At 62.9% G+C, this 26142-nt stretch carries 19 protein-coding genes; 12 read left to right on the top strand and 7 right to left on the bottom strand.

What is annotated here, in order from left to right; all coding sequences use genetic code 11:
- Positions 1–219 precede the first annotated feature (219 nt).
- The 6 genes from H0I86_RS02195 to H0I86_RS02220 form a co-directional block, all read right to left on the bottom strand.
- A complete protein-coding gene (locus H0I86_RS02195; protein WP_180923808.1) occupies positions 220–600 on the bottom strand; it encodes a gamma-butyrobetaine hydroxylase family protein in 381 nt (126 codons plus the stop codon).
- A gap of 75 nt (positions 601–675) precedes the next feature.
- The gene (hslU, locus tag H0I86_RS02200) at positions 676–2016 is read right to left on the bottom strand and encodes an ATP-dependent protease ATPase subunit HslU (RefSeq protein ID WP_180923810.1); all 1341 of its coding nucleotides are present in this window, start codon (positions 2014–2016) and stop codon (positions 676–678) included.
- A 57-nt stretch (positions 2017–2073) separates the two neighbouring features.
- Positions 2074–2604 (bottom strand): ATP-dependent protease subunit HslV, encoded by a 531-nt coding sequence (hslV, locus tag H0I86_RS02205; RefSeq protein ID WP_003186641.1) that lies wholly within the window; start codon positions 2602–2604, stop codon positions 2074–2076.
- A gap of 197 nt (positions 2605–2801) precedes the next feature.
- Positions 2802–3521, bottom strand: coding sequence for an SPOR domain-containing protein (locus tag H0I86_RS02210; RefSeq protein WP_180923812.1), 720 nt, complete (start codon positions 3519–3521; stop codon positions 2802–2804).
- A 1-nt stretch (position 3522) separates the two neighbouring features.
- A complete protein-coding gene (argS, locus tag H0I86_RS02215; protein WP_180923814.1) occupies positions 3523–5259 on the bottom strand; it encodes an arginine--tRNA ligase in 1737 nt (578 codons plus the stop codon).
- Positions 5260–5451: 192 nt separating this feature from the next.
- Positions 5452–7671, bottom strand: coding sequence for a primosomal protein N' (locus H0I86_RS02220; protein ID WP_151263464.1), 2220 nt, complete (start codon positions 7669–7671; stop codon positions 5452–5454).
- A gap of 169 nt (positions 7672–7840) precedes the next feature.
- Here H0I86_RS02220 and rpmE point away from each other — a divergent pair, with 169 nt between their 5' ends.
- The 3 genes from rpmE (at position 7841) to H0I86_RS02235 (ending at position 10337) form a co-directional block, all read left to right on the top strand.
- Positions 7841–8059 (top strand): 50S ribosomal protein L31, encoded by a 219-nt coding sequence (gene rpmE / locus H0I86_RS02225; RefSeq protein ID WP_007925855.1) that lies wholly within the window; start codon positions 7841–7843, stop codon positions 8057–8059.
- A gap of 41 nt (positions 8060–8100) precedes the next feature.
- Positions 8101–8883: a thermonuclease family protein gene (locus H0I86_RS02230; RefSeq protein ID WP_180923816.1), complete on the top strand. Its 783-nt coding sequence runs from the start codon at positions 8101–8103 to the stop codon at positions 8881–8883.
- Between the two features lie 185 nt (positions 8884–9068).
- The gene (locus tag H0I86_RS02235) at positions 9069–10337 is read left to right on the top strand and encodes a malic enzyme-like NAD(P)-binding protein (RefSeq protein WP_007925851.1); all 1269 of its coding nucleotides are present in this window, start codon (positions 9069–9071) and stop codon (positions 10335–10337) included.
- A gap of 119 nt (positions 10338–10456) precedes the next feature.
- On the opposite strand, the gene H0I86_RS02240 is transcribed toward H0I86_RS02235, so the two are convergent.
- Positions 10457–12892, bottom strand: coding sequence for a penicillin-binding protein 1A (locus H0I86_RS02240; protein ID WP_180925779.1), 2436 nt, complete (start codon positions 12890–12892; stop codon positions 10457–10459).
- Positions 12893–13108: 216 nt separating this feature from the next.
- Between H0I86_RS02240 and H0I86_RS02245 the strand changes: the two genes are divergently transcribed.
- From H0I86_RS02245 to gltB, 9 genes are all read left to right on the top strand, one after another.
- Positions 13109–14161 (top strand): pilus assembly protein PilM, encoded by a 1053-nt coding sequence (locus tag H0I86_RS02245; RefSeq protein ID WP_180923818.1) that lies wholly within the window; start codon positions 13109–13111, stop codon positions 14159–14161.
- Positions 14161–14727 (top strand): PilN domain-containing protein, encoded by a 567-nt coding sequence (locus tag H0I86_RS02250; protein ID WP_180923820.1) that lies wholly within the window; start codon positions 14161–14163, stop codon positions 14725–14727. The genes H0I86_RS02245 and H0I86_RS02250 overlap by 1 nt, the downstream gene beginning before the upstream one ends.
- Positions 14724–15341, top strand: coding sequence for a type IV pilus inner membrane component PilO (locus H0I86_RS02255; RefSeq protein WP_180923821.1), 618 nt, complete (start codon positions 14724–14726; stop codon positions 15339–15341). The genes H0I86_RS02250 and H0I86_RS02255 overlap by 4 nt, the downstream gene beginning before the upstream one ends.
- Positions 15338–15865, top strand: a complete 528-nt coding sequence (locus H0I86_RS02260; protein ID WP_180923823.1) for a pilus assembly protein PilP — start codon at positions 15338–15340, stop codon at positions 15863–15865. Before H0I86_RS02255 ends, H0I86_RS02260 begins: the two co-directional genes overlap by 4 nt.
- 13 nt (positions 15866–15878) lie before the next feature.
- A complete protein-coding gene (locus tag H0I86_RS02265) occupies positions 15879–17951 on the top strand; it encodes a type IV pilus secretin PilQ (protein WP_180923825.1) in 2073 nt (690 codons plus the stop codon).
- A gap of 4 nt (positions 17952–17955) precedes the next feature.
- Positions 17956–18474: a shikimate kinase AroK gene (gene aroK, locus H0I86_RS02270; protein WP_180923827.1), complete on the top strand. Its 519-nt coding sequence runs from the start codon at positions 17956–17958 to the stop codon at positions 18472–18474.
- A gap of 148 nt (positions 18475–18622) precedes the next feature.
- Entirely contained in the window at positions 18623–19723 is a 1101-nt protein-coding gene (gene aroB / locus H0I86_RS02275) for a 3-dehydroquinate synthase (protein ID WP_180923829.1), read from the top strand.
- Between the two features lie 10 nt (positions 19724–19733).
- Complete coding sequence (locus H0I86_RS02280; protein ID WP_180923831.1) at positions 19734–21323, top strand: SPOR domain-containing protein; 1590 nt, start codon at positions 19734–19736, stop codon at positions 21321–21323.
- A gap of 350 nt (positions 21324–21673) precedes the next feature.
- The gene (gene gltB, locus H0I86_RS02285; RefSeq protein WP_180923832.1) at positions 21674–26119 is read left to right on the top strand and encodes a glutamate synthase large subunit; all 4446 of its coding nucleotides are present in this window, start codon (positions 21674–21676) and stop codon (positions 26117–26119) included.
- Positions 26120–26142 lie beyond the last annotated feature (23 nt).

A 26142-nucleotide genomic window follows, 5' to 3' on the forward strand; every position in this document is an offset into this window, starting at 1 on the left:
CTGTGTAGTCACACAGCAAAGATGCCAGGTACTACTGCTCGGGTGACCGTTGATTCTGCATTACTACTTTTTTGTTCAGAGAACACTGCAGGGAACTTGCCAGCTCCATTGGTTACCCGAGTTTAATTTTTTTCGCAAGCAGGCCAATCGTTGGCCATGCAGCCCAGCATTCAAACAGATGAATCTAGAAAATGCCCTCTAAAGCGTCAGAGGTCTGATCTAGAGCATCAGCTTGACGATGGACTCATTCGGGTCGCGGGACTTTCCGGCGGCTTGAAGTTCGGCAAGATAATCCTTCCACAGATCGTCCTGGCGCACCGCCAACTGGTACAGGTAGTCCCAGGTGAACAGGCCGCTGTCATGCCCGTCGTCGAAGGTCAATTTCAGTGCGTACTGGCCCGCCGGTTCGACCTTGGTCAGGCCGACGTCGATCTTGCCAAATTGCAGGATGGGTTTGCCGTGGCCCTGGACCTCGGCGGAGGGGGAGTGCACCCGCAGGAATTCGGCGGGCAGGTGATAGACCTCGTCTGGCGCATAGGTCAGCGTCAGGGTCCTCGAGGCTTTGTGCAGGTTGATGGCGGTGGGAAGTCGAGTGGTCATGGGGCAGCCTGCGGTCCGTCTGTACAAGGAATCCCCGCGGCGGCGAGCTTGCTCGCTACTGCGGGGACGTGCTCGTTACAGGATATAACGGGACAGGTCTTCGTTCTGCGCCAATTCGCCCAGGTGGTTGTTGACGTAGGCGGCGTCGATGCGGATCGGCTCTTCGTTATGGGCGCTGGCCAGGTCGCCGGCGCTGAACGACACCTCTTCGAGCAAGCGCTCGAGCAGGGTGTGCAGGCGACGGGCGCCGATGTTCTCGGTCTTCTCGTTGACCTGCCAGGCGATCTCCGCCAGGCGCTTGATACCGTCCGCCTGGAACTCGATGACCAGGCCTTCGGTTTTCAGCAGCTCGCGGTATTGCTCGGTCAGGGAGGCGTGAGGCTCGCTGAGAATGCGCTCGAAGTCTTCCGGCGACAGCGCCTTGAGCTCGACGCGGATCGGCAGGCGGCCTTGCAGCTCGGGCACCAGGTCGCTCGGCTTGCTCAGGTGGAACGCGCCGGAAGCGATGAACAGGATGTGGTCGGTCTTGACCATGCCCAGCTTGGTGTTGACGGTGCAGCCTTCGATCAGCGGCAGCAGGTCGCGCTGCACGCCTTCGCGAGAGACGTCGACGCCGCCGGAGTTGCCACGCTTGGCAACCTTGTCGATTTCGTCGATGAACACGATGCCGTGCTGTTCGACCGCTTCCAGGGCCTTGGCCTTGAGTTCTTCATCGTTGACCAGGCGGCTGGCTTCTTCGTCGCGGATCAGCTTGAGCGCGTCCTTGACCTTGAGCTTGCGGTTCTTGCGCTGGCCCTTGCCCATGTTGGCGAAGAGACTCTGCAACTGGTTGGTCATCTCTTCCATGCCCGGTGGCGCTGAAATGTCGACGCCGCTGACTTCAGCCACTTCGATCTCGATTTCCTTGTCGTCCAGCTGGCCTTCGCGCAGGCGCTTGCGGAACAGCTGGCGGGTGTTGGAGTCCTGGGCCGGGGCGGCGTCCTCGTTGCTGAAACCCATGCGCGCCGGTGGCAGCAGGGCATCGAGGATGCGTTCTTCGGCAGCGTCTTCGGCGCGATGGCGCACACGGGTCATTTCCTGTTCGCGGAACAGTTTGATCGCGGCATCGGCCAGGTCGCGGATGATGGACTCAACATCGCGGCCGACATAACCGACTTCGGTGAACTTGGTCGCTTCAACCTTGATGAACGGAGCGTTGGCCAGCTTGGCCAGGCGCCGGGCGATCTCGGTCTTGCCGACGCCGGTCGGGCCGATCATCAGGATGTTCTTCGGGGTCACTTCGACACGCAGCTCTTCAGGCAGCTGCATGCGGCGCCAGCGGTTACGCAGCGCGATGGCGACGGCGCGCTTGGCATCGTCCTGGCCGATGATATGGCGGTTGAGTTCGTGGACGATTTCGCGGGGAGTCATGGGCATAGTAATTGGCGGTCCTCAAGCAAGAATGAATGCCGTGGCGCGATGGCCGAAACAGGCTTATTCCGCGAGATCCTGCTCCTCAATGGTCTGGGTGTGGTTGGTGAAAACGCAGATGTCGCCGGCGATGCCCAAGGCGGTTTCGACGATTTCGCGGGCCGACAGGTCGGTTTTCTTCAGCAGGGCGCTGGCCGCGGCCTGGGCATAGGCGCCGCCGGAGCCCATGGCGATCAGGCCGTCTTCCGGCTCGACCACGTCACCGTTGCCGGTGATGATCAAGGAAGCGTCCTTGTTGGCGACCGCGAGCATGGCTTCGAGGCGGCTGAGGGAGCGGTCGGTGCGCCATTCCTTGGCCAGTTCGACGGCGGCGCGCACCAGGTGCCCCTGATGTTTCTCAAGCTGGCCTTCGAAACGTTCGAACAGGGTGAAGGCGTCAGCCGTGGCCCCGGCAAAGCCGGCGATAACCTGGCCGTGATACAGGCGACGAACCTTTTTCGCGTTGCCTTTCATCACGGTGTTGCCGAGGGAAACCTGGCCGTCGCCGCCCATGACGACTTTGCCGTGGCGGCGGACTGAAACGATGGTGGTCAAGGGGAGAGTCTCCACGCTGCGGGGCGAAAATGCCCTGATGGAGACTCATATGGGGGTGGCGTGGGGTTTTTCAACTGCGGCGGGGGTTGTGGGACGAGCGGTATTTCCTGGCGGGAGAGCGGGCGCCAGGGAGGACGCCTCGCGGGCAAGCCTCGCTCCTGCAGGGTGCGGAACGGGCTTGCTCGCGATCGGCCGTCTTAGCGGCTCTGGCGCTGTTGTAACAGCAGGTTGCTGAAGCCGGCGCCGGCCAGTTGCTTCTGCGCGGTGGTCAGCTGTTCGCGGTTGCTGAACGGGCCCACCAGTACGCGGTACCAAGTCTCGTCCTTGACGGTGCCGGACTCGACGGACACCGATTGCCCCAAGAGGATGATCTGTGCGCGGACCTTGTCGGCATCGGTCTGCTTGCGGAACGAACCGGCCTGCAGGAAGAACTTGGTCACCGGTGCGGCCTTCGCCACCTGCGCCACGGGTGGGGCAGGTGGCGGGGTGATGCCGGCCAGGGCGGCCTGGGCGCGCGCGGTGTCGATCTTCGCCGCTTCCGCCGGGGTTACCGGGGTGGTCGGAACCACTGGCGCGGTCTGCGGCGTCGGCAGGGTTTTTTCCGGCACCGCTTCCGGCGGCACTATCACCTCCGATTCCGGCAGCAGGGTATAGAAGTCGTACTTCGGCTTCACCGGTTGCTGCGGGCTCGGCGGGGTCTTGTTGGCCTCGGCGATCTTGGTGGTTTTCTGTTGTTCCAGCCGCTCGCGCTTGACGCTGTCCCCGCCCTTGCCTGGCTCCAGCTTCATCAGGAACACGATGAAGGCGCCCACGGCCAGGCCGATGGCCATCCACAACCAACCCGGGATCGGTTGCTTTGCAGGAGCTTGGTAACGGCTGGCGCCACGCTTGGGTGCAGGTTTTTTCTTGGCAGCCAACTTACATTTGCTCCAGAACTTTCAGGCCCAGCAACTCCAGGCCTTGCTTGAGGGTACGACGGGTCAGCTCGGTGAGGCGCAAGCGGCTCTGCATCTGCGTCGGCGATTCGGCACTGAGGATCGGGCAGTTCTCGTAGAAACTGGAGAACAGCCCGGCCACGTCGTACAGGTAGGTGCACAGGATGTGCGGCGTACCCTTGTCGGCCACGTTGTTCAGTATTTCGCCGAACTGCGCCAGCTTGGCCGCCAGCTCCAGTTCCTGGGCGGCTTCCAGGTTGATCTGGCCCTGTACTTCGCTGAAGTCCTTGCCCAGCTTGCGGAACACACCGGCGGCGCGGGTGTAGGCGTACAGCAGGTAAGGCGCGGTGTTGCCTTCGAAGTTCAGCATCAGGTCGAAGTTGAAGCTGTAGTCGCTGGTGCGGTGCTTGGACAGGTCGGCATATTTCACCGAGTCGATGCCTACCACCTTGGCGATATTGCGCAGATCGGCTTCGGCCAGCTCCGGGTTCTTTTCCTTGACCAGGCTGTAGGCGCGCTCTTCGGCTTCGGTCAGCAGGTCGATCAGCTTCACGGTGCCGCCGTCGCGGGTCTTGAATGGACGGCCGTCGGCGCCGTTCATGGTGCCGAAGCCCATGTGCTCCATTTCCATCGGGTGGGTCACGAAGCCGGCCTTGCGGGCCACCGCGAACACTTGCTGGAAGTGCAGGGCCTGACGCTGGTCGACGAAGTACAGCGCACGGTCGGCCTTGAGCTTGCCGCTGCGGTAGCGCACGGCCGCCAGGTCGGTGGTGGCGTACAGGTAGCCGCCGTCGGCCTTGACGATGATCACCGGCAGCGGCTCGCCTTCGGCGTTCTTGAACTCGTCGAGGAACACGCACTGGGCGCCGTTGCTCTCGACCAGCATGCCCTTGGCCTTGAGATCGTTGACCACGTTGATCAGGTCGTCGTTGTAGGCGCTTTCGCCCATCACGTCGGCCATCGTCAGCTTGACGTTCAGCAGTTCGTAGATCTTCTGGCAGTGGGACAGGGAGATGTCCTTGAACTTGGTCCACAGCTCCAGGCAGTCCGCATCACCGGCCTGCAGCTTGACCACCAGGCCGCGGGCACGGTCGGCGAACTCTTCGGATTCGTCGAAGCGCTGCTTGGCGGCACGGTAGAAGTTCTCCAGGTCCGACAGCTCGTCGCGGGTGTACGGGTTTTCCTGCAGGTAGGCCATCAGCATGCCGAACTGGGTGCCCCAGTCGCCCACGTGGTTCTGGCGAATCACGGTATCGCCGAGGAACTCCAGGACCCGCGCCACGCCGTCGCCAATGATGGTCGAGCGCAGGTGGCCGACGTGCATCTCCTTGGCCAGGTTCGGGGCCGACAGGTCGACCACCGTGCGCTGCAACGCGCCGGCCTTGCGCACGCCGAGGTGGGCATCGGCCAGGGCGGCGTCCAGGCGGGTGGCCAGGGCCTGGGTGTTCTGGAAGAAGTTGATGAAGCCGGGGCCGGCGATCTCGGCCTTGCTGACCTGCTCGTCGGCGGGCAGGGCGGCGATGATCTTTTCCGCCAGGTCGCGTGGTTTCATGCCGGCCGGCTTGGCCAGCATCATGGCGATGTTGCTGGCGAAGTCGCCGTGGGTCTTGTCGCGGGAGTTTTCTACCTGGATCGCCGGCGTCAGGCCTTCTGGCAACACACCTTCGGTGACGAGTTGGGTGATGGCTTGCTGGATGAGCTGGCGAATGGTGTCTTTCATGGTCTTCTCTTTCAACCGCTGGCGCGGCGGCGCTTCGATGCGCAGGTGGAAAAACTGGGCATTATCCGTTGCGAAGACGGGCTTGCCAACTATAGCGGGCCGCTTGTGGATATGCGGTGGCTATTCGGGCCATCTCGCGGGCAAGCCTCGCTCCTGCAGAGACTCTGCTTGCCTGAGATGGCGGTTTTTCTATCAATACAGGTCCACAGGGTCAACATCCAGCGACCAGCGTACCTGGCGCCCGCTGGGCATCTGCTCCAGGACCAGCAGCCAGTGGCTCAGCAGCTTGTGCAGCGGCGCCCGGGCATTGGCCTGCAACAGCAGTTGCGCGCGATAACGCCCGGCGCGGCGTTCCATGGGCGCCGGAACCGGCCCCAGCAACTCGATACCGCCGAGGTTCATCTGGGCCAGCAAACGCTCGGCTTCGCTGCAGGCTTCGTCGAGGAACCCTTCGGCTTGCCCCGGCTTGTGCGCCTCGGCGCGCAGTAGGGCCAGATGGGCGAACGGTGGCAGGCCGGCGGCGCGGCGTTCGCTCAAGGCCTGTTCGGCAAAGGCGAAGTAACCCTGTTCGGTCAGTTGCACCAGCAGCGGGTGGTCGGCCAGGTGGGTCTGGATGATCACCTTGCCCGGCTCCTCGGCCCGTCCGGCCCGGCCAGCCACCTGGACGATCAACTGCGCCATGCGTTCGCTGGCGCGGAAGTCGCCGGAGAACAGGCCGCCGTCGGCATCGAGGATCGAGACCAGGGTCACCCGTGGGAAGTGGTGCCCCTTGGCGAGCATCTGGGTGCCCACGAGGATGCAGGGCTGGCCCTTCTGGATAGTGGCGAACAACTGGTTCATCGCGTCCTTGCGCGAGGTGCTGTCGCGGTCGACTCGCAGTACCGGGTAGTCCGGGAACAGGATCGCCAGCCGCTCCTCGGCGCGCTCGGTGCCGGCGCCGACCGGGCGCAGGTCGACCTTGCCGCATTTCGGGCAATGCCGCGGTACGCGCTCGGAGTGGCCGCAGTGGTGGCAGCGCAGCTCGCCGTAGCGCTGGTGCACGGTCATCCGCGCGTCGCAGCGTTCGCACTCGGACATCCAGCCGCAGTCATGGCACAGCAGGGTCGGCGCGAAGCCGCGGCGATTGAGGAACACCAGCACCTGCTGGCCTGCCGCCAGGGTCTGGCCGATGGCTTGTTGCATGGGGCCGGAAATGCCACTGTCCAGCGGCCGGCTCTTCACGTCCAGGCGCAGGAAGCGTGGCTGTTTGGCGCCGCCAGCCCGCTCGTTCAGGCGCAACAGGCCATAGCGACCGGTGTAGGCGTTGTGCAGGCTTTCCATCGATGGGGTGGCGGAGCCCAGCACGATAGGGATGTTTTCCTGGCGGGCACGGACCAGGGCCAGGTCGCGGGCGTGGTAGCGCAGGCCTTCCTGCTGTTTATAGGAGCCGTCGTGTTCTTCATCGATGATGATCAGCCCGGGGTTTTTCATCGGCGTGAACAGCGCCGAGCGGGTGCCGATAATAATGTCGGCCTCGCCGTCGCGGGCCGCCAGCCAGGCATCCAGGCGCTCGCGGTCGTTGACCGCCGAGTGCAGCAGGGCGATGCGCGCGTTGAAGCGTTGCTCGAAGCGCGCCAGGGTCTGCGGCCCGAGGTTGATCTCCGGGATCAGCACCAGCGCCTGCTTGCCGGCTTCCAGGGTTTCGCGGATCAGTTGCAGATAAACTTCGGTCTTGCCGCTGCCGGTGACCCCGGCCAGCAGGAAGGCGTGATAGCTGTCGAAACCGGAGCGGATAGCCTCATAGGCGGCGCGCTGTTCGCTGTTGAGCGGCAGTTCCGGCTGGGCCAGCCAATGTTCGTGGCGTTCGCCCGGGGCATGCCGACGGACTTCCACCTGCACCAGGTCCTTGGCCAGCAGCAGATCCAGGCTGTCCTTGCTCAGCATCAGTTTGCTCAGCAATTGGTGGGCGACGCCATGAGGATGCTGGGCCAGGGTCGCCAGGGCTTCGCGCTGGCGCGGGGCGCGGGCGATGCGTGGGTCGTCGAGGCTGGCGCCGGGGCTGACCGACCAGAAGCGTTCCTGCCGGGCCTCGGCCGGCTCGCCCTGGCGCAGCAGGACCGGCAGCGCCCAGCTCAGGGTGTCGCCGAGGCTGTGCTGGTAATACTGCGCGGTCCACAGGCACAGCTTGAACAGCGCGGGCGGCAGCGGTGGGGTGGCGTCCAGCAGGGCCAGTGCCGGTTTGAGTTTCTCGGCGGGGACTTCGCTGCTGTCCGTGACCTCGACCAGGATGCCGATCATTTCCCGGCGACCGAATGGCACTCGCAGGCGCATGCCCGGATGCAACTGGGTACGCAGTACACCGGCAGGGGCCCGGTAATCGAACAGGCGGCGCAGAGGCGAAGGCAGGGCGAGGCGCAAAATGGCGTCGGGCACGCGGGGAAATCTCATTGAGCGGGCGGTGAAGAAGGCCCGGAGCCTAGCAGACGGTCGGTGCAAGGGACAGCTTGCGTGATCGCAAAGGTCTGGTAGAATCCGCGGCCTAATTACGTGCGGTATTCAACAATAGTGTTGGGTGGCGGCACGCTAGCCTGAGGAAGACACCATGAAAGCCGATATCCATCCAGAATACCCAGCAGTTGCCGTAACCTGCAGCTGCGGCAACAAGTTCGAAACTCGTTCGACCTTCGCTAAGCCGCTGGCGATCGACGTTTGCAACGAATGCCACCCGTTCTACACCGGTAAGCAGAAGACTCTGGATACCGGCGGCCGCGTTCAGAAGTTCGCCGACCGTTTCGGCGCTTTCGGCGCGAAAAAGGCCTAAGGCTGATCGGTCTGGAAAGCTGTTTCAGCTTCTCCTCGCTGATGAAAAAGGCGTCCCTTGCGGGCGCCTTTTTTATGTCCGCGATTTGGCTCTCCAGCGCCCAGGCGTTCTGCCCGGCGCCGGTTGGGCTGGCCTCCGTGCAGGTCCAGCGGGTGGTCGATGGCGACACCTTGCGCCTCACCGATGGTCGCAGCGTGCGCATGATCGGCCTCAATGCGCCGGAACTGGGCAAGAAAGGCCGCACCGACGAGCCCTTTGCGGTTGCCGCCCGCCAGCGCCTGCAGGCGCTGGTGAAAGCCAGCAACGGCCGGGTCGGCCTGCTTCCCGGTCGGGAAAGCAAGGATCACTATGGGCGAACCCTGGCCCATGTCTATGGTGCCGATGGCGCCAACCTTGAGGCGCAATTGCTTGCCGAAGGCCTGGGATACCAGGTGGCGGTAGCGCCGAACGTCGATTTGTTCAGTTGCCAGCAGGCCGCCGAGCGTAGTGCTCGCCAGGCCCGGCTGGGGCTGTGGCGGCAATCGTCTGTACTGAAAGCGGATCAGATAAAGGCCTCCGGTTTTGCGCTGCTCAGTGGCCGGGTGAGCAAGGTGCAGCGCAATCGGGGCGGCGTCTGGATCGAATTGCAGGATTCGGTTGTATTGCGCATTGCACCCAATCTGCTTGGTCAATTCGATGTCGCGCAGTTGGATCGCCTGCCGGGGCAGCGAATCGAGGCGCGCGGCTGGGTGCTCGACCGTTCGCGCAAGGGTGGCTTGAAATCGGGTCAGGCGCGCTGGATGTTGCCGCTGACCCATCCCGGAATGTTCCAGCTGGTTCAATAAATAAAAAAATTGTAGACATTTTTTATTTATATTGTGAACAGTCTATCCCTTGTGTTCCGTGGCTCTTGGCCCAAAGTCGTAGCCTGCGGGCCTTGACAGGGGTGACTGACCAGTCTTGTAGGGACTTTGCGACACGCGTATCCTCGGCGGTCCGTCTGTCCAACAGTAAAAAGCGGAATGCCCACATGTCTGATCTGAAAACTGCCGCTCTCGAATATCACGCCAATCCCCGTCCAGGGAAACTGAGTGTCGAGCTCACCAAGGCCACCGCTACCGCCCGCGACCTGTCGCTGGCCTACAGCCCCGGCGTAGCCGAACCAGTACGCGAAATCGCCCGCGACCCTGAACTGGCCTACAAATACACCGGCAAGGGCAACCTGGTTGCAGTCATTTCCGATGGCACCGCGATTCTCGGCCTGGGTAACCTCGGCCCACTGGCTTCCAAGCCGGTGATGGAAGGCAAGGGCGTGTTGTTCAAGCGCTTCGCCGGTATCGACGTCTTCGACATCGAAGTCGACTCCGAAAGTCCGCAAGCCTTCATCGACACCGTCAAGCGCATCTCCATCACCTTCGGTGGCATCAACCTGGAAGACATCAAGGCGCCAGAGTGCTTCGAGATCGAGCGCGCCCTGATCGAGCAGTGCGACATTCCGGTATTCCACGATGACCAGCACGGCACCGCTATCGTGACCGCGGCCGGTATGATCAACGCCCTGGAAATCGCTGGCAAAACCCTGTCGGACGCGAAGATCGTCTGCCTGGGCGCCGGTGCCGCCGCCATCTCCTGCATGAAGCTGCTGGTGAGCATGGGGGCCCAGATCGAAAACATCTTCATGGTCGACCGTACCGGCGTGATCCACTCCGAGCGCGACGACCTGAACCAGTACAAGGCGGTCTTCGCCCACACGACCGACAAGCGCACCCTGGCTGACGCCCTGAAAGGTGCCGACGTGTTCGTTGGCCTGTCCGGCCCGAACCTGCTGAGCGCCGAAGGCCTGAGCTCCATGGCTGCCAACCCGATCGTGTTCGCCTGCTCGAACCCTGATCCGGAAATCGCTCCGGAGCTGGCGCACGCCACCCGCAGCGACGTGATCATGGCCACCGGCCGTTCGGACTACCCGAACCAGGTCAACAACGTGCTGGGCTTCCCGTTCATCTTCCGTGGTGCCCTGGACGTTCGCGCCAAGCGCATCAACGAAGAAATGAAAGTGGCCGCGGCCAACGCCCTGCGCGAACTGGCCAAGCTGCCGGTGCCTCAGGAAGTGTGCGACGCCTACGGCGGTATCAAGCTGGAATTCGGTCGTGAGTACATCATTCCGAAGCCAATGGATGCCCGCCTGATCACCGTGATCTCCGACGCCGTGGCCAAGGCCGCGATCGAGACCGGCGTGGCGACCCTGCCATATCCGAAGAACTACCCGCTGAAAAGCGTGGACGACGTGTTCAACGGTTAATAGCAGCCCATAAAAAACCCGGCCTTCGAGCCGGGTTTTTTTATGGGGAAGTTCCAAGCCTCAAGCTGCAAGAGGGGCAGTATCGCTCCCCCTTGAAGCTCGCAGCTTGCAGTTGCTCTTTAGAACAGGTCGATCGGCGCCGACTCGTCCGCCGGCAGCGGGCTGCCAGGGGCATAGCCATTGCCCAGTTCGTTGACCGAAGGCGGTGTGTCTTCGCTCTTGAACAGTTCGAAGTAGGCGTTCGGCGTGCCCGGTGTCGCGGCGCGGCCGCTGACCGGATCCACCCGCAGGCTGAGAATGCCTTCCGGCTCGGGCTGGGTATGGGCCGGCTTGTCCTTGAGGGCGGCGCCCATGTAGTTCATCCAGATCGGCAGGGCCACGGTGCCGCCATACTCGCGGCGGCCCAGGCTTTCCGGCTGGTCGAAACCGGTCCAGACCGTGGTCACGTAGTCGGCGTTGTAGCCGGAGAACCAGGCGTCCTTGGATTCGTTGGTGGTCCCGGTCTTGCCGGCCAGGTCGGTGCGGCCCAAGGCCAGGGCGCGTCGCCCGGTACCGAGTTTGATCACGTCTTCCAGCATGCTGTTGAGGATGTAGGTGGTACGCCCGTCAATGATGCGTTCGGCCACCGCCGGCGCCTGTACAGGGGCCTGGCTCGGGGTTTCGCCAGGAACGTTGTTCACCGTGAAGCTCTGTTCTGTCGGTGCCGCGATCCCGCTGCTGGCCGTGTTGTCAGTCGGTACGCTCGGCGGGTTGGCGGTGAACAGGGTTTCGCCGTTGCGGCTTTCGATCTTGTCGATGATGTACGGCGTGACCTTGTAGCCGCCGTTGGCGAACACGCTCCAGCCGGTGGCGATCTCCATCGGGGTCAGGGTTGCGGTGCCCAGGGCCAGCGACAGGTTGCGCGGCAAGTCCTGTTTGTTGAAGCCGAACTTGCTGATGTAGTCGATGGTGCGGTCCACGCCCAGGCTTTGCAGGAGACGGATCGAAACCAGGTTGCGCGACTTGTACAGCGCCTCGCGCATGCGGATCGGGCCGAGGAAGGTGTTGGTGTCGTTTTTCGGGCGCCAGACCTTGTCCAGGTACTCGTCGACGAACACGATCGGCGCATCGTTCACCAGGCTGGCGGCGGTGTAGCCATTGTCCAGCGCGGCGCTATAGACGAACGGCTTGAAGCTGGAGCCGGGTTGGCGCTTGGCCTGCAGCGCCCGGTTGTAGTTGCTCTGCTCGAAGGCGAAACCGCCCACCAGCGAGCGAATGGCGCCGTTTTGCGGGTCGAGGGACACCAGTGCGCCCTGAACGACCGGGATCTGGCGGAACTTGAGCGAGTTGTCCGCCTGGCGCTGCACGCGAATCAGGTCGCCGACCTGGGCGACATCGCTCGGCTGCTTGGGCGCTGGGCCCATGCTGTTGGTGTTCAGGAACGGGCGCGCCCATTTCATGCTGTCCCAGCCCACGTGCTCTTCGCCGGTGCGGGTCAGTACCTGCAGGCCGTTCTTGTCGACTTGGGTGACGATCGCCGGCTCCAGGCCGCTGATGCTGCGTTGCTTGGTCAGTTCCTGGGCCCAGGCGGCGTGGGTCTTGCCGGGCAGGCGCGATTCGGGGCCGCGATAGCCATGGCGCTGGTCGTAGGTGATCAGGCCTTCATGGACGGCGGTGTTGGCCAGTTCCTGCAGGTCGCTCGGTACCGTGGTGGTGACGCGGAAACCTTCGGTGTAGGCGTCGCTGCCATAACGGCCGACCATCTCGGCGCGGGCCATTTCGGCGACGTAAGGCGCGTTCACTTCCGGCGTCGGTACGTGGTAGCTGGCGTTCAGCGGCTCGGCCACGGCGGCCTGGTAATCGGCCTCGCTGATCTTGCCGAGCTTGTACATGCGCCCCAGGATCCAGTCGCGGCGCTCCTTGCTGCGCGCCGGGTTGGCCAGAGGGTTGAAGCGCGACGGTGCCTTGGGCAGGCCAGCGATCATGGCCATCTGCGCCAGGCTGACATCGCGAATCGACTTGCCGTAATACACCTGCGCCGCGGCTTCGATGCCGTAGGCGCGGTTACCCAGGTAGATCTTGTTGACGTACAGCTCGAGGATCTCGTCCTTGGTCAGTTGGCGCTCGATTTGCAGGGCCAGGAGGATCTCGGTGGTCTTGCGCGAGAAGCTGCGTTCGCTGCTCAGGAAGAAGTTCTTCGCCACCTGCATGGTGATGGTGCTGCCGCCGGACTGGATGTGCCCGCTCTTGACCAGTTGGGTCGCGGCACGCATCAGGCTGCTGGGATCGACGCCGTAGTGGTTGGCGAAATTATCGTCTTCAGCACTTAGTAACGCATTAATGAAGTTGGGGGGAATGTCGGCGAAACGGATCGGAGTGCGGCGCATTTCGCCGAATTCTGCGATCAACTTGCCGTCGCTGCTGTACACCCGCAGGGGAATCTGCAACTGGATACTTCTGAGCGCCTCTACCGACGGTAACCCAGGACTAAGATAGAGAAACGCGCCGGAGAGAGCGAGGAGCAGCCCGCAGAACACAGCGACGATGGACCACCCGAAAAACTTCAGCAGACGAATCAAGGCTTTTGGATTTCCAGAGAAAGGAATGAATTAGGCGTCAGGTATTCACAGTCAGGAATCGGCTCACGCAGCAGATAAATCGCGGAAAAATCGCTGGGCATTATAAGCATTTTTCCATAGAGGGCGTCATTTGCCCGTCTGTCAAGACGGGGTGATTGAACGCAATGGACATTCCAGAGTCCGTAAGTCACGGATAGTCATAGGGAATTGGTAGTGCTAGGACTCTTCAGTAAAAAGGCGAGTTCCCTTCTGGGGATCGATATCAGCTCCACCTCGGTCAAGCTTCTTGAGTTGAGCCGTGTCGACGGCCGTTTTCGGGTCGAGGCCTATGGGGTGGAACCGTTGCCGGCCAACGCCGTGGTCGAAAAAAACATCGTCGAGCCCGAAGGGGTGGGGCATGCCTTGTCTCGCCTGTTGGCCAGGGCCCGGCCGGGAGCGAAGCACGCGGCGCTGGCGATGGCCGGCTCGGCGGTGATCAGCAAGGTCATCGAGATGGAGGCCGGGCTTTGCGATGACGATCGGGAGAGCCAGCTCAAGGTCGACGCCGACCAGTACATCCCCTATCCGCTGGATGAGGCCGCCATCGATTTCGACGTCCTCGGCTATTCGGCGCGCAATCCCGAACGCGTCGATGTGCTGTTGGCGGCCTGCCGCAAGGAACACATCGAAGTTCGCGAGGCAGCGCTGGAGCTCGCCGGGCTGACGGCGCGGGTGGTGGACCTGGAGGTCTGCGCGCTGGAGCGCTCGTTCGCCCTGGCGGCCGGGGCGTCGGTTGCCCGGACTGTGGCGCTGGTCGATATCGGAGCCACCCTGACCACCCTGAGTGTTGTGCATGAAGGGCAGATCATCTATTCCCGCGAGCAGTTGTTTGGTGGGCACCAACTGACCGAGCACATCCAGCGTCGTTACGGGCTGTCGAAAGAAGAGGCCGGCCTGGCGAAAAAGCAGGGCGGCCTGCCGGACGATTACGCCAGTGAGGTGCTGCAACCCTTTCAGGAGGCGGTGGTGCAACAGGTTTCGCGTTCGCTGCAGTTTTTCCAGGCCTCCGGCCCGCAGCGCCAGGTCGACTCCATCCTGTTGGCGGGCGGCAGCGCCTCGGTTCCGGGGCTTGCGCCGTTGATCGAGCAGCGCCTGGGCTTGCCTGTGCTGATCGCCAACCCCTTCGCTGGCATGAGTATCGGCGGCAAGGTCGACGCCGCGGCCCTGGCCAGCGAGGCTCCATCCTTGATGATCGCCTGTGGGCTGGCTTTGCGGAGTTTCGACTGATGGCGCGGATCAATCTTCTTCCCTGGCGCGAGGCGCGGCGTGAACAGCGGCGTCGCCGCTTTCTCCTGGCCCTGGCAGCGGCTGCGGCGGTGGCCCTGGGTGCGCTGTTCGCGGGCGACAGGATCATCGACCGGGCGATCGACAGGCAGCTGGCGCGCAACAATCACGTAGGCGCTCAAATCACCTTGCTCGATCAGCGGATCGCCAAGATCGGCGAGCTGAAGCTGCATCGCGAGCAACTGGTGGAGCGGATGAAGATCATCCAGGACCTGCAAGGCAATCGCTCCACCAGCGCACGGGTGTTCGACCAGTTGGCCCGCACCCTGCCGGACGGGGTGTATTTCACCGATGTCAGGATGAGCGGGCAGACTCTTTCCATCACCGGGGCGGCCGAATCGAACCATCGTGTTTCGGACCTGATGCGCAACCTGGACGCCTCCGACTGGTTCGACGCGCCAAGCCTGACGCAGGTCAAGGCCGCCGGGGCGGACAACGCCGACCAGGTCAATGTGTTTCAGCTGACCGTCCATCAGACCCGGCCCGCCATGGGCGAGGGCGGGCAATGAGCCTGTCCGGCGGGTGGGCACAGATGCGCCGGATCGATCTCGGCGAGCTGGACATGAGCAACATGGGGGCCTGGCCCGCGCTGGTCAAAGGCGTGGTCGCGGCGCTGATCATGCTGCTGATGCTGGCCCTTGGCTACAACCTGTACCTCAAGGACCTGTTGCTGCAACTCGACCAGCGCCGGGCGGACGAGGCTGTGCTGAAACAGCAGTTCGCCAGCAAGGCGCGCCTGGTGGCCAACCTGGGGCCTTACACCGAACAGATGAAGGCCATGGAAACCGCCTTTGACCTCATGCTGCGCCAGCTTCCCAGCGATACTGAAGTGCCGGGACTGCTGGAAGACATCAGTCGCACCGGGCTTGGCAGCGGGCTGGAGTTCGAAGAGATCAAGCTGTTGCCTGAGGTGGTCCAGCCGTTCTACGTCGAATTGCCGATCCAGATCACGGTCATCGGTGGGTACCACGAACTGGCAACTTTCGTCAGCGGCGTGGCCAGCTTGCCGCGAATCGTCACCCTGCATGATTTCGAGATCAAACCGGTCACGCCGGAGGTCGGTTCCAAGCTGCGCATGAACATTCTGGCCAGGACTTACCGCTACAAGGTGCCCCGTCCATGAAGCGCATTCACGGCTTGTTGCCCGTGCTGGCATTTGTCGGGCTGGCCGGTTGTGGCAGCGATGACGACTTCAGTGATCTGGATACCTACATGAACGAGATGCGCTTACGGCCGCCCGGTGAGATTGAACCAATGCCGGCATTCGGGTCTTACCCAACGTTCACCTACAACGCTGCGCCCTTGCGCAGCCCGTTTCAGCCTGCGGTCAGGGTGGACCTGGCGGGACGCCGGGCAGGCTCGCCCGCGGTCAAGCCGGATCCGAACCGCGGCAAGCAGTATCTCGAGGGCTTCAGCATCGAGCAGTTCGAGATGGTGGGCACCCTTTCCAATGCCTCTGGCTTCTTTGCGCTGTTGCGCGGTGCCGGTGGTGTGCATCGGCTGAAGGTCGGCGACTACCTGGGGCGTAACGATGGGCGGATTGTCGCGATCAGCGATTCACAGGTCGACGTGGTCGAGATCGTTCCCGATGGAGCGGGAGCGTGGCTGGAGCGACCACGGACCATTCCATTAAAAGAACACTCATAGTGGAACTCGCATCATGAACAGGATCTTTTCAGCCTTCGGTATTGCGCTATGGATGGCGCTGCTTTCACCGATGGCCATGGCGGCCAGCCTCAAGGCCCTGGATGTCGCGGCACTGCCGGGGGATCGCCTGGAGTTGAAACTCACCTTCGACGGGCCGGTGCCCGAGCCGCGGGGTTACACCACCGACCAGCCGGCGCGGATCGCCCTCGATCTGCCGGGTGTCGTCAGTCGGCTGGAGAACAAGAGCCGGGATCTGGGCAATGGTAATGCGCGCAGCGTGACGGTGGTCGAATCAGGGCAGCGTACCCGAGTGGTGGTCAACCTGGTCGCGCTGGCGCCCTACAGCACCCGAATCGCCGGCAATCAGCTGTTTGTGGTGATCGGCCAGGGGGCGACGGCGGCGCAGAGTGCGCCGGGGCAGCCGGCTGTCGCGTCCGGGCGGACCAAGGCCGCGGCTTCGGCGGGGCGGTCGATTCGCAGCGTGGATTTCCAGCGCGGCGAGCAGGGTGAGGGCAATGTACTGATCGACCTCTCCGACTCGGGAATGAGCCCGGATATCCAGGAGCGCGACGGCAAGCTCGTCCTTACCTTCGCCAAGGCCCGCCTGCCAGAGCCCCTGCGGGTCAGGCTGGACGTCAAGGACTTCGCCACCCCCGTGCAATTCGTCAGCGCCCGGGCGGAGTCCGGCAAGGCCATCGTCACCATCGAGCCCGGCGGTACCTTCGATTACTCGACCTACCAGACGGACAACAAGCTCACGGTAAGCGTCAGGCCAATGACTTCGGGCGATCTGCAGAAACGCAACACCGAGCGCCCGGCCTATAACGGCGAAAAGCTCTCGCTGAACTTCCAGGACATCGAGGTCCGCTCGGTGCTGCAACTGATCGCCGACTTCACCAACCTCAACCTGGTGGCCAGCGATACGGTGCAGGGTGGCATTACCTTGCGCCTGCAGAATGTGCCGTGGGACCAGGCCCTTGATCTGGTGCTCAAGACCAAGGGGCTGGACAAGCGCAAGGTAGGCAATGTGTTGCTGGTGGCGCCGGCCGATGAAATCGCGGCCCGCGAACGCCAGGAGCTGGAGTCGCAGAAGCAGATCGCCGACCTCGAGCCGCTGCGGCGCGAACTGCTGCAGGTCAACTACGCCAAGGCCGCGGAAATCGCCAAGTTGTTCCAGTCGGTCACCCGCGCCGAGGACAAGTCCGACGAGCGTGGGTCGATCACTGTCGATGAGCGGACCAACAACATCATTGCCTACCAGACCCGGGAGCGCCTGGATGAGCTGCGGCGGATTGTCAGCCAGCTGGATATCCCGGTGCGCCAGGTGATGATCGAGGCGCGGATCGTCGAGGCCAACGTTGACTACGACAAAAGCCTGGGCGTGCGCTGGGGCGGTTCGATCCAGAACCAGGGCAACTGGAATGCCTCGGGGGTCAGCAACGGCACCAACGGCTCTTCCACCATTGGTACGCCGGGTAGCACCAGCAGCAATTCACCGTTCGTCGACCTGGGCACCACCGCCAATACCTCCGGCCTGGGTATCGCCTTCATCACCGACAACGTGTTGCTGGACCTTGAGCTGACAGCCATGGAAAAGACTGGTAACGGGGAAATCGTCTCCCAGCCCAAGGTCGTCACGTCCGACAAGGAGACGGCGAAGATCCTCAAGGGCACGGAAATCCCCTATCAGGAAGCCGCCTCCAGCGGGGCGACCTCGGTGTCGTTCAAGGAGGCGTCGCTGTCCCTGGAGGTGACGCCGCAGATTACCCCGGATAACCGCATCATCATGGAGGTCAAGGTCACCAAGGACGAGCCGGACTACCTGAACAAGGTCCAGGACGTGCCGCCGATCAAGAAGAATGAGGTCAACGCCAAGGTCCTGATCAACGACGGAGAAACCATCGTTATCGGTGGGGTTTTCTCCAATACGCAAAGCAAGGTTGTAGATAAAGTGCCATTTCTCGGCGATGTGCCGTATCTTGGCCGCCTTTTCAGGCGTGACGTGGTGTCGGAGAAAAAATCCGAGCTGCTGGTATTTCTCACTCCGCGTATCATGAACAACCAGGCGATTGCTGTGAGTCGTTGATTCTGTGCGAAATTTGATTCTTGTTGGGCCAATGGGGGCTGGCAAAAGCACCATTGGTCGCTTGCTGGCCAAAGAGCTGCGCCTGCCATTCAAAGATTCCGATAAGGAAATTGAGTTGCGCACGGGCGCCAATATCCCGTGGATCTTCGATAAAGAAGGTGAGCCGGGCTTTCGTGATCGGGAACAGGCCATGATCGCCGAGCTGTGCTCCGCCGATGGCGTGGTCCTGGCGACCGGCGGCGGCGCGGTGATGCGCGAAGCCAACCGCCTGGCGCTGCATGCGGGGGGGCGTGTGGTCTATCTGCATACCTCGGTCGAGCAGCAGGTCGGTCGTACCGCCCGTGATCGCAATCGACCGCTGCTGCGCACGGCCGATCCGGCGAAGACCCTGCGGGACCTGTTGGCGATTCGCGATCCGCTTTATCGGGAAATCGCCGACCTGGTGGTTGAAACCGATGAACGGCCGCCGCGCATGGTGGTGCTGGACATACTGGACCGCCTGCAGCAACTGCCTCCCCGTTAATGCGTAGCGTGAAATGCGCTATCCTCGGCGCTTTGCCGTGATCGCTTGCGGTTGTGGCGCATGGCTATTGCGCGGCGTCAGAAAACCAGGCGATGCCCGTCGTTAATGTAAGGCAGGACGCCAGCTTCCATCTTCACTGTGGGGACACATGCAGACACTTAAGGTCGATCTAGGCGAGCGCAGCTACCCGATTCATATTGGCGAAGGTTTGTTGGACCGGCCCGAGTTGCTGGCTCCGCACATCGCCGGGCGGCAAGTGGCGATCGTTTCCAATGAAACCGTAGCGCCGCTGTACCTTGAGCGTCTGAAACGCAGCCTTGCGCAGTTCTCGGTGATCTCGGTGGTTCTGCCCGACGGCGAAGCATTCAAGAATTGGGAAACCCTGCAGCTTATTTTCGATGGCCTGCTGACCGCACGGCACGACCGCCGCACCACGATCATCGCCCTCGGCGGCGGGGTGATCGGCGACATGGCCGGCTTTGCCGCTGCCTGCTACCAGCGCGGCGTCGATTTCATCCAGATTCCTACCACCTTGCTGTCCCAGGTCGATTCGTCGGTGGGCGGCAAGACCGGTATCAACCATCCTCTGGGCAAAAACATGGTCGGCGCCTTCTATCAGCCGAACGTGGTGCTGATCGATACCGCCTCGCTCAATACCCTGCCGGCTCGCGAGCTGTCGGCCGGCCTGGCGGAAGTCATCAAGTACGGCCTGATCTGCGACGAGCCCTTCCTGACCTGGCTCGAAGACAACGTCGACCGCTTGCGAGCCCTGGACCAGCAGGCGCTGACCTATGCCATCGAACGCTCCTGCGCGGCCAAGGCGGCCGTGGTCGGTGCCGACGAGCGTGAATCCGGCGTGCGCGCCACGCTGAACCTGGGGCATACCTTCGGCCACGCCATCGAAACCCACATGGGCTATGGTGTCTGGCTGCATGGTGAAGCGGTGGCTGCTGGCACCGTAATGGCGCTGGAGATGTCCGCACGCCTCGGCTGGATCAGCGCCGAGGAGCGTAACCGCGGTATTCGCCTGTTCCAGCGCGCAGGCTTGCCGGTTATTCCGCCCGGGGAAATGACCGAAGCGGATTTTCTCGAGCACATGGCAATTGACAAGAAAGTGATCGATGGTCGTTTGCGTCTGGTGCTGTTGCGCCGCATGGGCGAAGCCGTAGTGACCGACGATTATCCGAAAGAGGTTTTACAGGCCACGCTGGGAGCGGATTACCGCGCCCTGGCTCAGCTTAAAGGTTAATAAGATCCCCATGACTAGTTTGCATGCCGACGAGGCTTTCCTCGGCCACTATCAGTTGAGCCATGACCCTTTCGCTCCACGGGTGCCTGGCTTCAAGTTTTTCCCCGCCCAGCGCAAGCCGGTGCTGGGGCAGCTGCACCACCTGGCGCGCTACAGCCAACTGCTGCTGGTGGTGACCGGCCCGCAGGGCAGCGGCAAGACGCTGCTGCGTCAGGCGCTGGTCGCCAGCACCAACAAGCAATCGGTACAGAGCGTGGTGGTTTCCGCCCGTGGTGCCGGCGACGCGGCAGGCGTGCTGCGCCAGGTGGCCCAGGCGCTGAACGTCGAGCAGGCCGAGATCGGCCCGATCCTGGCGCAAGTGGTGCAGCTGGCGCTGACCGGCCAGGAAGTCTATCTGCTGGTGGATGATGCCGAGCAGCTCGACGAGTCGGCGCTCGAAGCGCTGCTGGCGCTCGCCGCCGGTGCACCGGAAGGTCGTCCGCATGTGTTCCTGTTCGGCGAGTCGTCGCTGATTGCCGGCCTGGAGTTGCTGAGCGCGGAAGAAGAGCGCTTCCATGTCATCGAACTGCAGCCCTACACCGAAGAAGAAACCCGTGAATACCTGGCGCAGCGACTCGAAGGCGCAGGGCGCGGTATCGAACTTTTCTCCGCGGATCAGATCAGTGATATTCACGAAGGCTCCGATGGCTGGCCTGGCAACATCAACCAGGTCGCGCGGGATGCAATGATCGAAGCCATGATTGCCAGCCGCTCAGCGGTCAAGCGTCCAAGTATGGGGTTCAATATGCCGAAGAAACACGTATTGGCGATATCCGCAGTCGTAGTGGTGGCCGTTGCCGCTGCCTGGCTGATGCCGGGTCGCAGCAAGGCACCAAGCACTGCTGGTGCGCCAGCCAACGAACAGGCGCAGCTGCCGCTGGGCCAGACGCCGCAACCGAACAGCAATGGCAGCCCGGCTGTCGAGTTCAATGGCTCTTCCCAGCCCATGCCGCTGCCATTGGTCGGCCAGTCGCAACCGGTGATGCGCGGTCCTCTGGCCGAAGCCGCAGGCGGGATCACCGAGGGTGACGATGGTGTGCCGGTGGAAGGCTCCAGCGCCACGCCGCCGACCGTGACCACCATTGCACCGCCAGCCGGCGTGCCGGCCGGTCCGGCGCCGACGCCTGAAGTTCGTCCGACCCCGGCGCCGACCCAGGTCGCTGCAGCCAAGCCGGCTCCGGTGGTCAAGCCTGCTCCTGTTCCGGTCAGCAAACCGGCCGCACCGGCCGCCAAGCCAGCGGAGAAGCCTGTCACCGTGGCCAAGGCCGCCACCGGCGGTAGCTGGTACGCCGGGCAGGCGCCAGGCAACTATGTCGTGCAGATCCTGGGCACCAGTTCCGAAGCCACCGCGCAGAACTTCGTCAAGGAACAGGGCGCCCAGTACCGTTATTTCAAGAAAGTCCTCAACGGCAAACCGCTGTATGTGATCACTTACGGCAGCTTCAGCAGCCGTGATGCAGCCGTTACCGCTATCAAGGCCTTGCCAGCGAAGGTTCAGGCTGGTAAACCTTGGCCTCGCACTGTCGCCAGCGTCCAACAGGAACTGGCAGCAACTCGCTGAAGATTCGGCGGCCTTACCCAGGCCGCCTCTCCCAGCACCTCAAAAAAATCCGCATGCGCATGCTGCCTTCAAGGCCGCGTGCCTTGTGGTGTCTGCGTCACAGTAGCTTTTGAGTCGTCGCGGTCCGAACTAAAAAAGTTTTGACTAGCACAGCATATCGCTTTAAACCTTTCATAAATGCGACATAGATTTGCGACATTTCGTCGCCAAATTTGTGAGCGTCTGTGTCGGTGTGTACAATGACCTCCCTTTTGCCCCCGCAAAGCCGGCGTACGTTCGGCGTGGATGGTAACTGGTTGAATTGAAAAGAAATTTGTCTCGATAAGAGACAGCCTGGTGAGAAAGTGTCTATGAAAGCAGGTCTGTACCAACCAGATGAATTCAAGGATAACTGCGGTTTCGGCCTGATAGCCCATATGCAGGGCGAACCCAGTCATACCCTTTTGCAAACGGCCATCGAGGCCCTGACCTGCATGACCCACCGCGGTGGGATCAACGCGGACGGCAAGACCGGCGACGGTTGCGGTCTGCTGATTCAGAAGCCTGACGCGTTCCTGCGAGCCATTGCCCAGGAAACCTTCAGTGTCGAATTACCCAAGCAATATGCCGTGGGCATGGTCTTCTTCAACCAGGATCCGGCCAAGGCCGAAGCCGCTCGCGAGAACATGAACCGCGAGATCCTGGCCGAAGGCCTGCAACTGATCGGCTGGCGCAAAGTGCCGATCGATACCAGCGTTCTCGGCCGCCTGGCCCTGGAGCGCCTGCCGCAGATCGAACAGGTCTACATCGGCGGTGAAGGCCTGAGCGACCAGGACATGGCGGTCAAGCTGTTCAGCGCCCGTCGTCGTTCGTCGGTGGCCAACGCCGCCGACACCGACCACTACATCTGCAGCTTTTCCCATAAGACCATCATCTATAAAGGCCTGATGATGCCGGCCGACCTGGCCGCCTTCTATCCAGACCTGGGTGACCCGCGCCTGCAAACCGCGATCTGCGTGTTCCACCAGCGCTTCTCCACCAACACCCTGCCGAAATGGCCGCTGGCGCAGCCGTTCCGCTTCCTGGCCCACAACGGCGAGATCAACACCATCACCGGCAACCGCAACTGGGCCCAGGCCCGGCGCACCAAGTTCACCAACGACCTGATGGATCTGGAAGAACTCGGCCCGCTGGTCAATCGCGTGGGTTCCGACTCCTCGAGCATGGACAACATGCTGGAGCTGATGGTCACCGGTGGCATTGACCTGTTCCGTGGCGTGCGGATGATCATTCCGCCTGCGTGGCAGAACGTCGAGACCATGGACGCCGACCTGCGCGCGTTCTACGAATACAACTCCATGCACATGGAACCGTGGGACGGCCCCGCGGGCGTGGTCATGACCGACGGCCGCTACGCCGTCTGCCTGCTCGACCGTAACGGCCTGCGCCCGGCGCGCTGGGTCACCACCAAGAACGGTTTCATCACCCTGGCTTCGGAAATCGGCGTCTGGAACTACCAGCCCGAAGACGTGATCGCCAAGGGCCGGGTCGGCCCGGGCCAGATCTTCGCCGTGGACACCGAGACCGGGCAGATCCTCGACACCGACGCCATCGACAACCGCCTGAAGTCTCGTCATCCGTACAAGCAATGGCTGCGCAAGAATGCCCTGCGCATCCAGGCGACCATGGAAGACAACGACCACGGTTCGGCGTTCTACGACGTCGACCAGCTCAAGCAGTACATGAAGATGTACCAGGTCACCTTCGAGGAGCGTGATCAGGTACTGCGTCCTCTGGGCGAGCAGGGCTACGAGGCGGTCGGCTCGATGGGCGACGACACGCCGATGGCCGTGCTGTCCCAGCGTGTGCGCACGCCGTACGACTACTTCCGCCAGCAGTTCGCCCAGGTCACCAACCCGCCGATCGACCCGCTGCGCGAAGCCATCGTCATGTCGCTGGAGATCTGCCTCGGTGCCGAGCGCAACATCTTCCAGGAATCGCCCGAGCACGCTTCCCGCGTCATCCTCAGCTCGCCGGTGATCTCGCCCGCCAAGTGGCGCTCGCTGATGAACCTCGACCGTCCGGGCTTCGAGCGTCAGGTCATCGACCTGAACTACGAGGAAAGCCTCGGCCTGGAAGCAGCGATCCGCAACGTGGCCGACCAGGCCGAAGAAGCCGTGCGCGCCGGTCGCACCCAGATCGTGCTCAGCGACCGCCATATCGCTCCGGGCAAGCTGCCGATCCACGCTTCCCTGGCCACCGGCGCGGTGCACCACCGCCTGACCGAGAAGGGCCTGCGCTGCGACTCCAACATCCTGGTGGAAACCGCCACCGCGCGCGATCCGCATCACTTCGCGGTGCTGATCGGTTTCGGTGCCTCGGCGGTCTATCCGTTCCTGGCCTATGAAGTGCTGGGTGACCTGATCCGTACCGGTGAAGTGCTGGGCGACCTCTACGAGGTGTTCAAGAACTACCGCAAGGGCATCACCAAGGGCCTGCTGAAGATCCTGTCGAAGATGGGGATCTCGACCATCGCGTCCTACCGCGGTGCGCAGCTGTTCGAGGCCATCGGCCTGTCCGAGGAAGTCTGCGAGCTGAGCTTCCGTGGCGTGCCGAGCCGCATCAAGGGCGCGCGTTTCGTCGACATCGAAGCCGAACAGAAAGCCCTGGCAGCCGAAGCCTGGAGCCCGCGCAAGCCGATCCAGCAAGGCGGCCTGCTGAAGTTCGTCCACGGTGGCGAATACCACGCCTACAACCCGGACGTGGTCAACACCTTGCAAGCCGCCGTGCAGCAGGGCGACTACGCCAAGTTCAAGGAATACACCGCGCTGGTGGATAACCGCCCGGTGTCGATGATCCGCGACCTGTTCAAGGTGAAGACCCTGGACACGCCGATGGACATCAGCGAAGTCGAGCCGCTGGAATCGATCCTCAAGCGTTTCGACTCCGCCGGTATTTCCCTGGGCGCGCTGTCGCCGGAAGCCCACGAAGCCCTGGCCGAAGCCATGAACCGCCTGGGCGCGCGTTCCAACTCCGGCGAAGGCGGCGAAGACCCGGCGCGCTACGGCACCATCAAGAGCTCGAAGATCAAGCAGGTGGCCACCGGCCGTTTCGGCGTGACCCCGGAATACCTGGTCAACGCCGAAGTGCTGCAGATCAAGGTGGCCCAGGGCGCGAAGCCCGGTGAAGGCGGCCAGCTGCCTGGCGGCAAGGTCAACGGCCTGATCGCCAAGCTGCGTTACGCGGTGCCGGGCGTGACCCTGATTTCGCCACCGCCGCACCACGACATTTACTCCATCGAAGACTTGTCGCAGCTGATCTTCGACCTGAAACAGGTCAATCCGCAGGCGCTGGTCTCGGTGAAACTGGTGGCGGAGGCCGGCGTCGGCACCATCGCCGCTGGCGTGGCCAAGGCCTATGCCGACCTGATCACCATCTCCGGCTACGACGGTGGCACCGGCGCCTCGCCGCTGACTTCGATCAAGTACGCCGGTGCGCCGTGGGAACTGGGCCTGGCGGAAACCCACCAGACCCTGCGCGGCAACGACCTGCGCGGCAAGGTCCGGGTGCAGACCGACGGCGGCCTGAAAACCGGCCTCGACGTGATCAAGGCGGCGATCCTCGGCGCCGAAAGCTTCGGCTTCGGCACCGCGCCGATGATCGCCCTGGGTTGCAAATACCTGCGTATCTGCCACCTGAACAACTGCGCCACTGGCGTCGCGACTCAGAATGAGAAGCTGCGCAAGGATCACTACATCGGTACCGTCGAGATGGTGGTGAACTTTTTCACCTACGTCGCCGAGGAAACCCGTGAGTGGCTGGCCAAGCTGGGCGTGCGCTCGCTGGAAGAGCTGATCGGCCGCACCGATCTCTTGGAAATCCTCGAAGGCCAGACCGCCAAGCAGCACCACCTGGACCTGACCCCGCTGCTGGGCAGCGACCATATCCCGGTGGACAAGCCGCAGTTCTGCCAGGTCGATCGCAACCCGCCGTTCGACCAGGGCCTGCTGGCCGAGAAAATGGTCGCCATGGCCAAGCCTGCGATCAACGACCTCAGCGGTGCCGAGTTCGCGCTCGACATCTGCAACTGCGACCGTTCCATCGGTGCGCGGATCTCCGGCGAAATCGCCAAGGTCCACGGCAACCAGGGCATGGCCAAGGCGCCGATCACCTTCCGCTTCAAGGGCACTGCCGGTCAGAGCTTCGGCGTGTGGAACGCCGGCGGCCTGAACCTCTACCTCGAAGGCGACGCCAACGACTACGTGGGCAAGGGCATGACCGGCGGCAAGCTGGTGATCGTTCCGCCGAAAGGCAGCGCCTACAAGACTCAGGACAGCGCGATTATCGGCAACACCTGCCTGTACGGCGCCACCGGCGGCAAGCTGTTCGCCGCCGGCACCGCGGGCGAGCGTTTCGCCGTGCGCAACTCCGGTGCCCACACCGTGGTGGAAGGCACTGGCGATCACTGCTGCGAATACATGACCGGTGGTTTCGTCTGCGTGCTGGGCAAGACCGGTTACAACTTCGGCTCAGGCATGACCGGCGGTTTCGCCTACGTGCTCGACCAGGACAACACCTTCGTTGACCGGGTCAACCACGAGCTGGTGGAAATCCAGCGGATCAGCGGCGAAGCGATGGAAGCCTACCGCAGCCACCTGCAGCGCGTGCTGGACGAATACGTCGAGGAAACCGGTAGCGAGTGGGGCCGTAACCTGGCCGAGAACCTCGATGACTACCTGCGTCGTTTCTGGTTGGTCAAGCCGAAGGCTGCCAGCTTGAAATCGTTGCTTTCCAGCACCCGTGCCAACCCGCAGTGATATGCGCCTGAAGAGTTTGATGA

It is taken from the genome of Pseudomonas chlororaphis subsp. aurantiaca (assembly GCF_013466605.1).
Lineage (GTDB): Bacteria > Pseudomonadota > Gammaproteobacteria > Pseudomonadales > Pseudomonadaceae > Aquipseudomonas > Aquipseudomonas chlororaphis_I.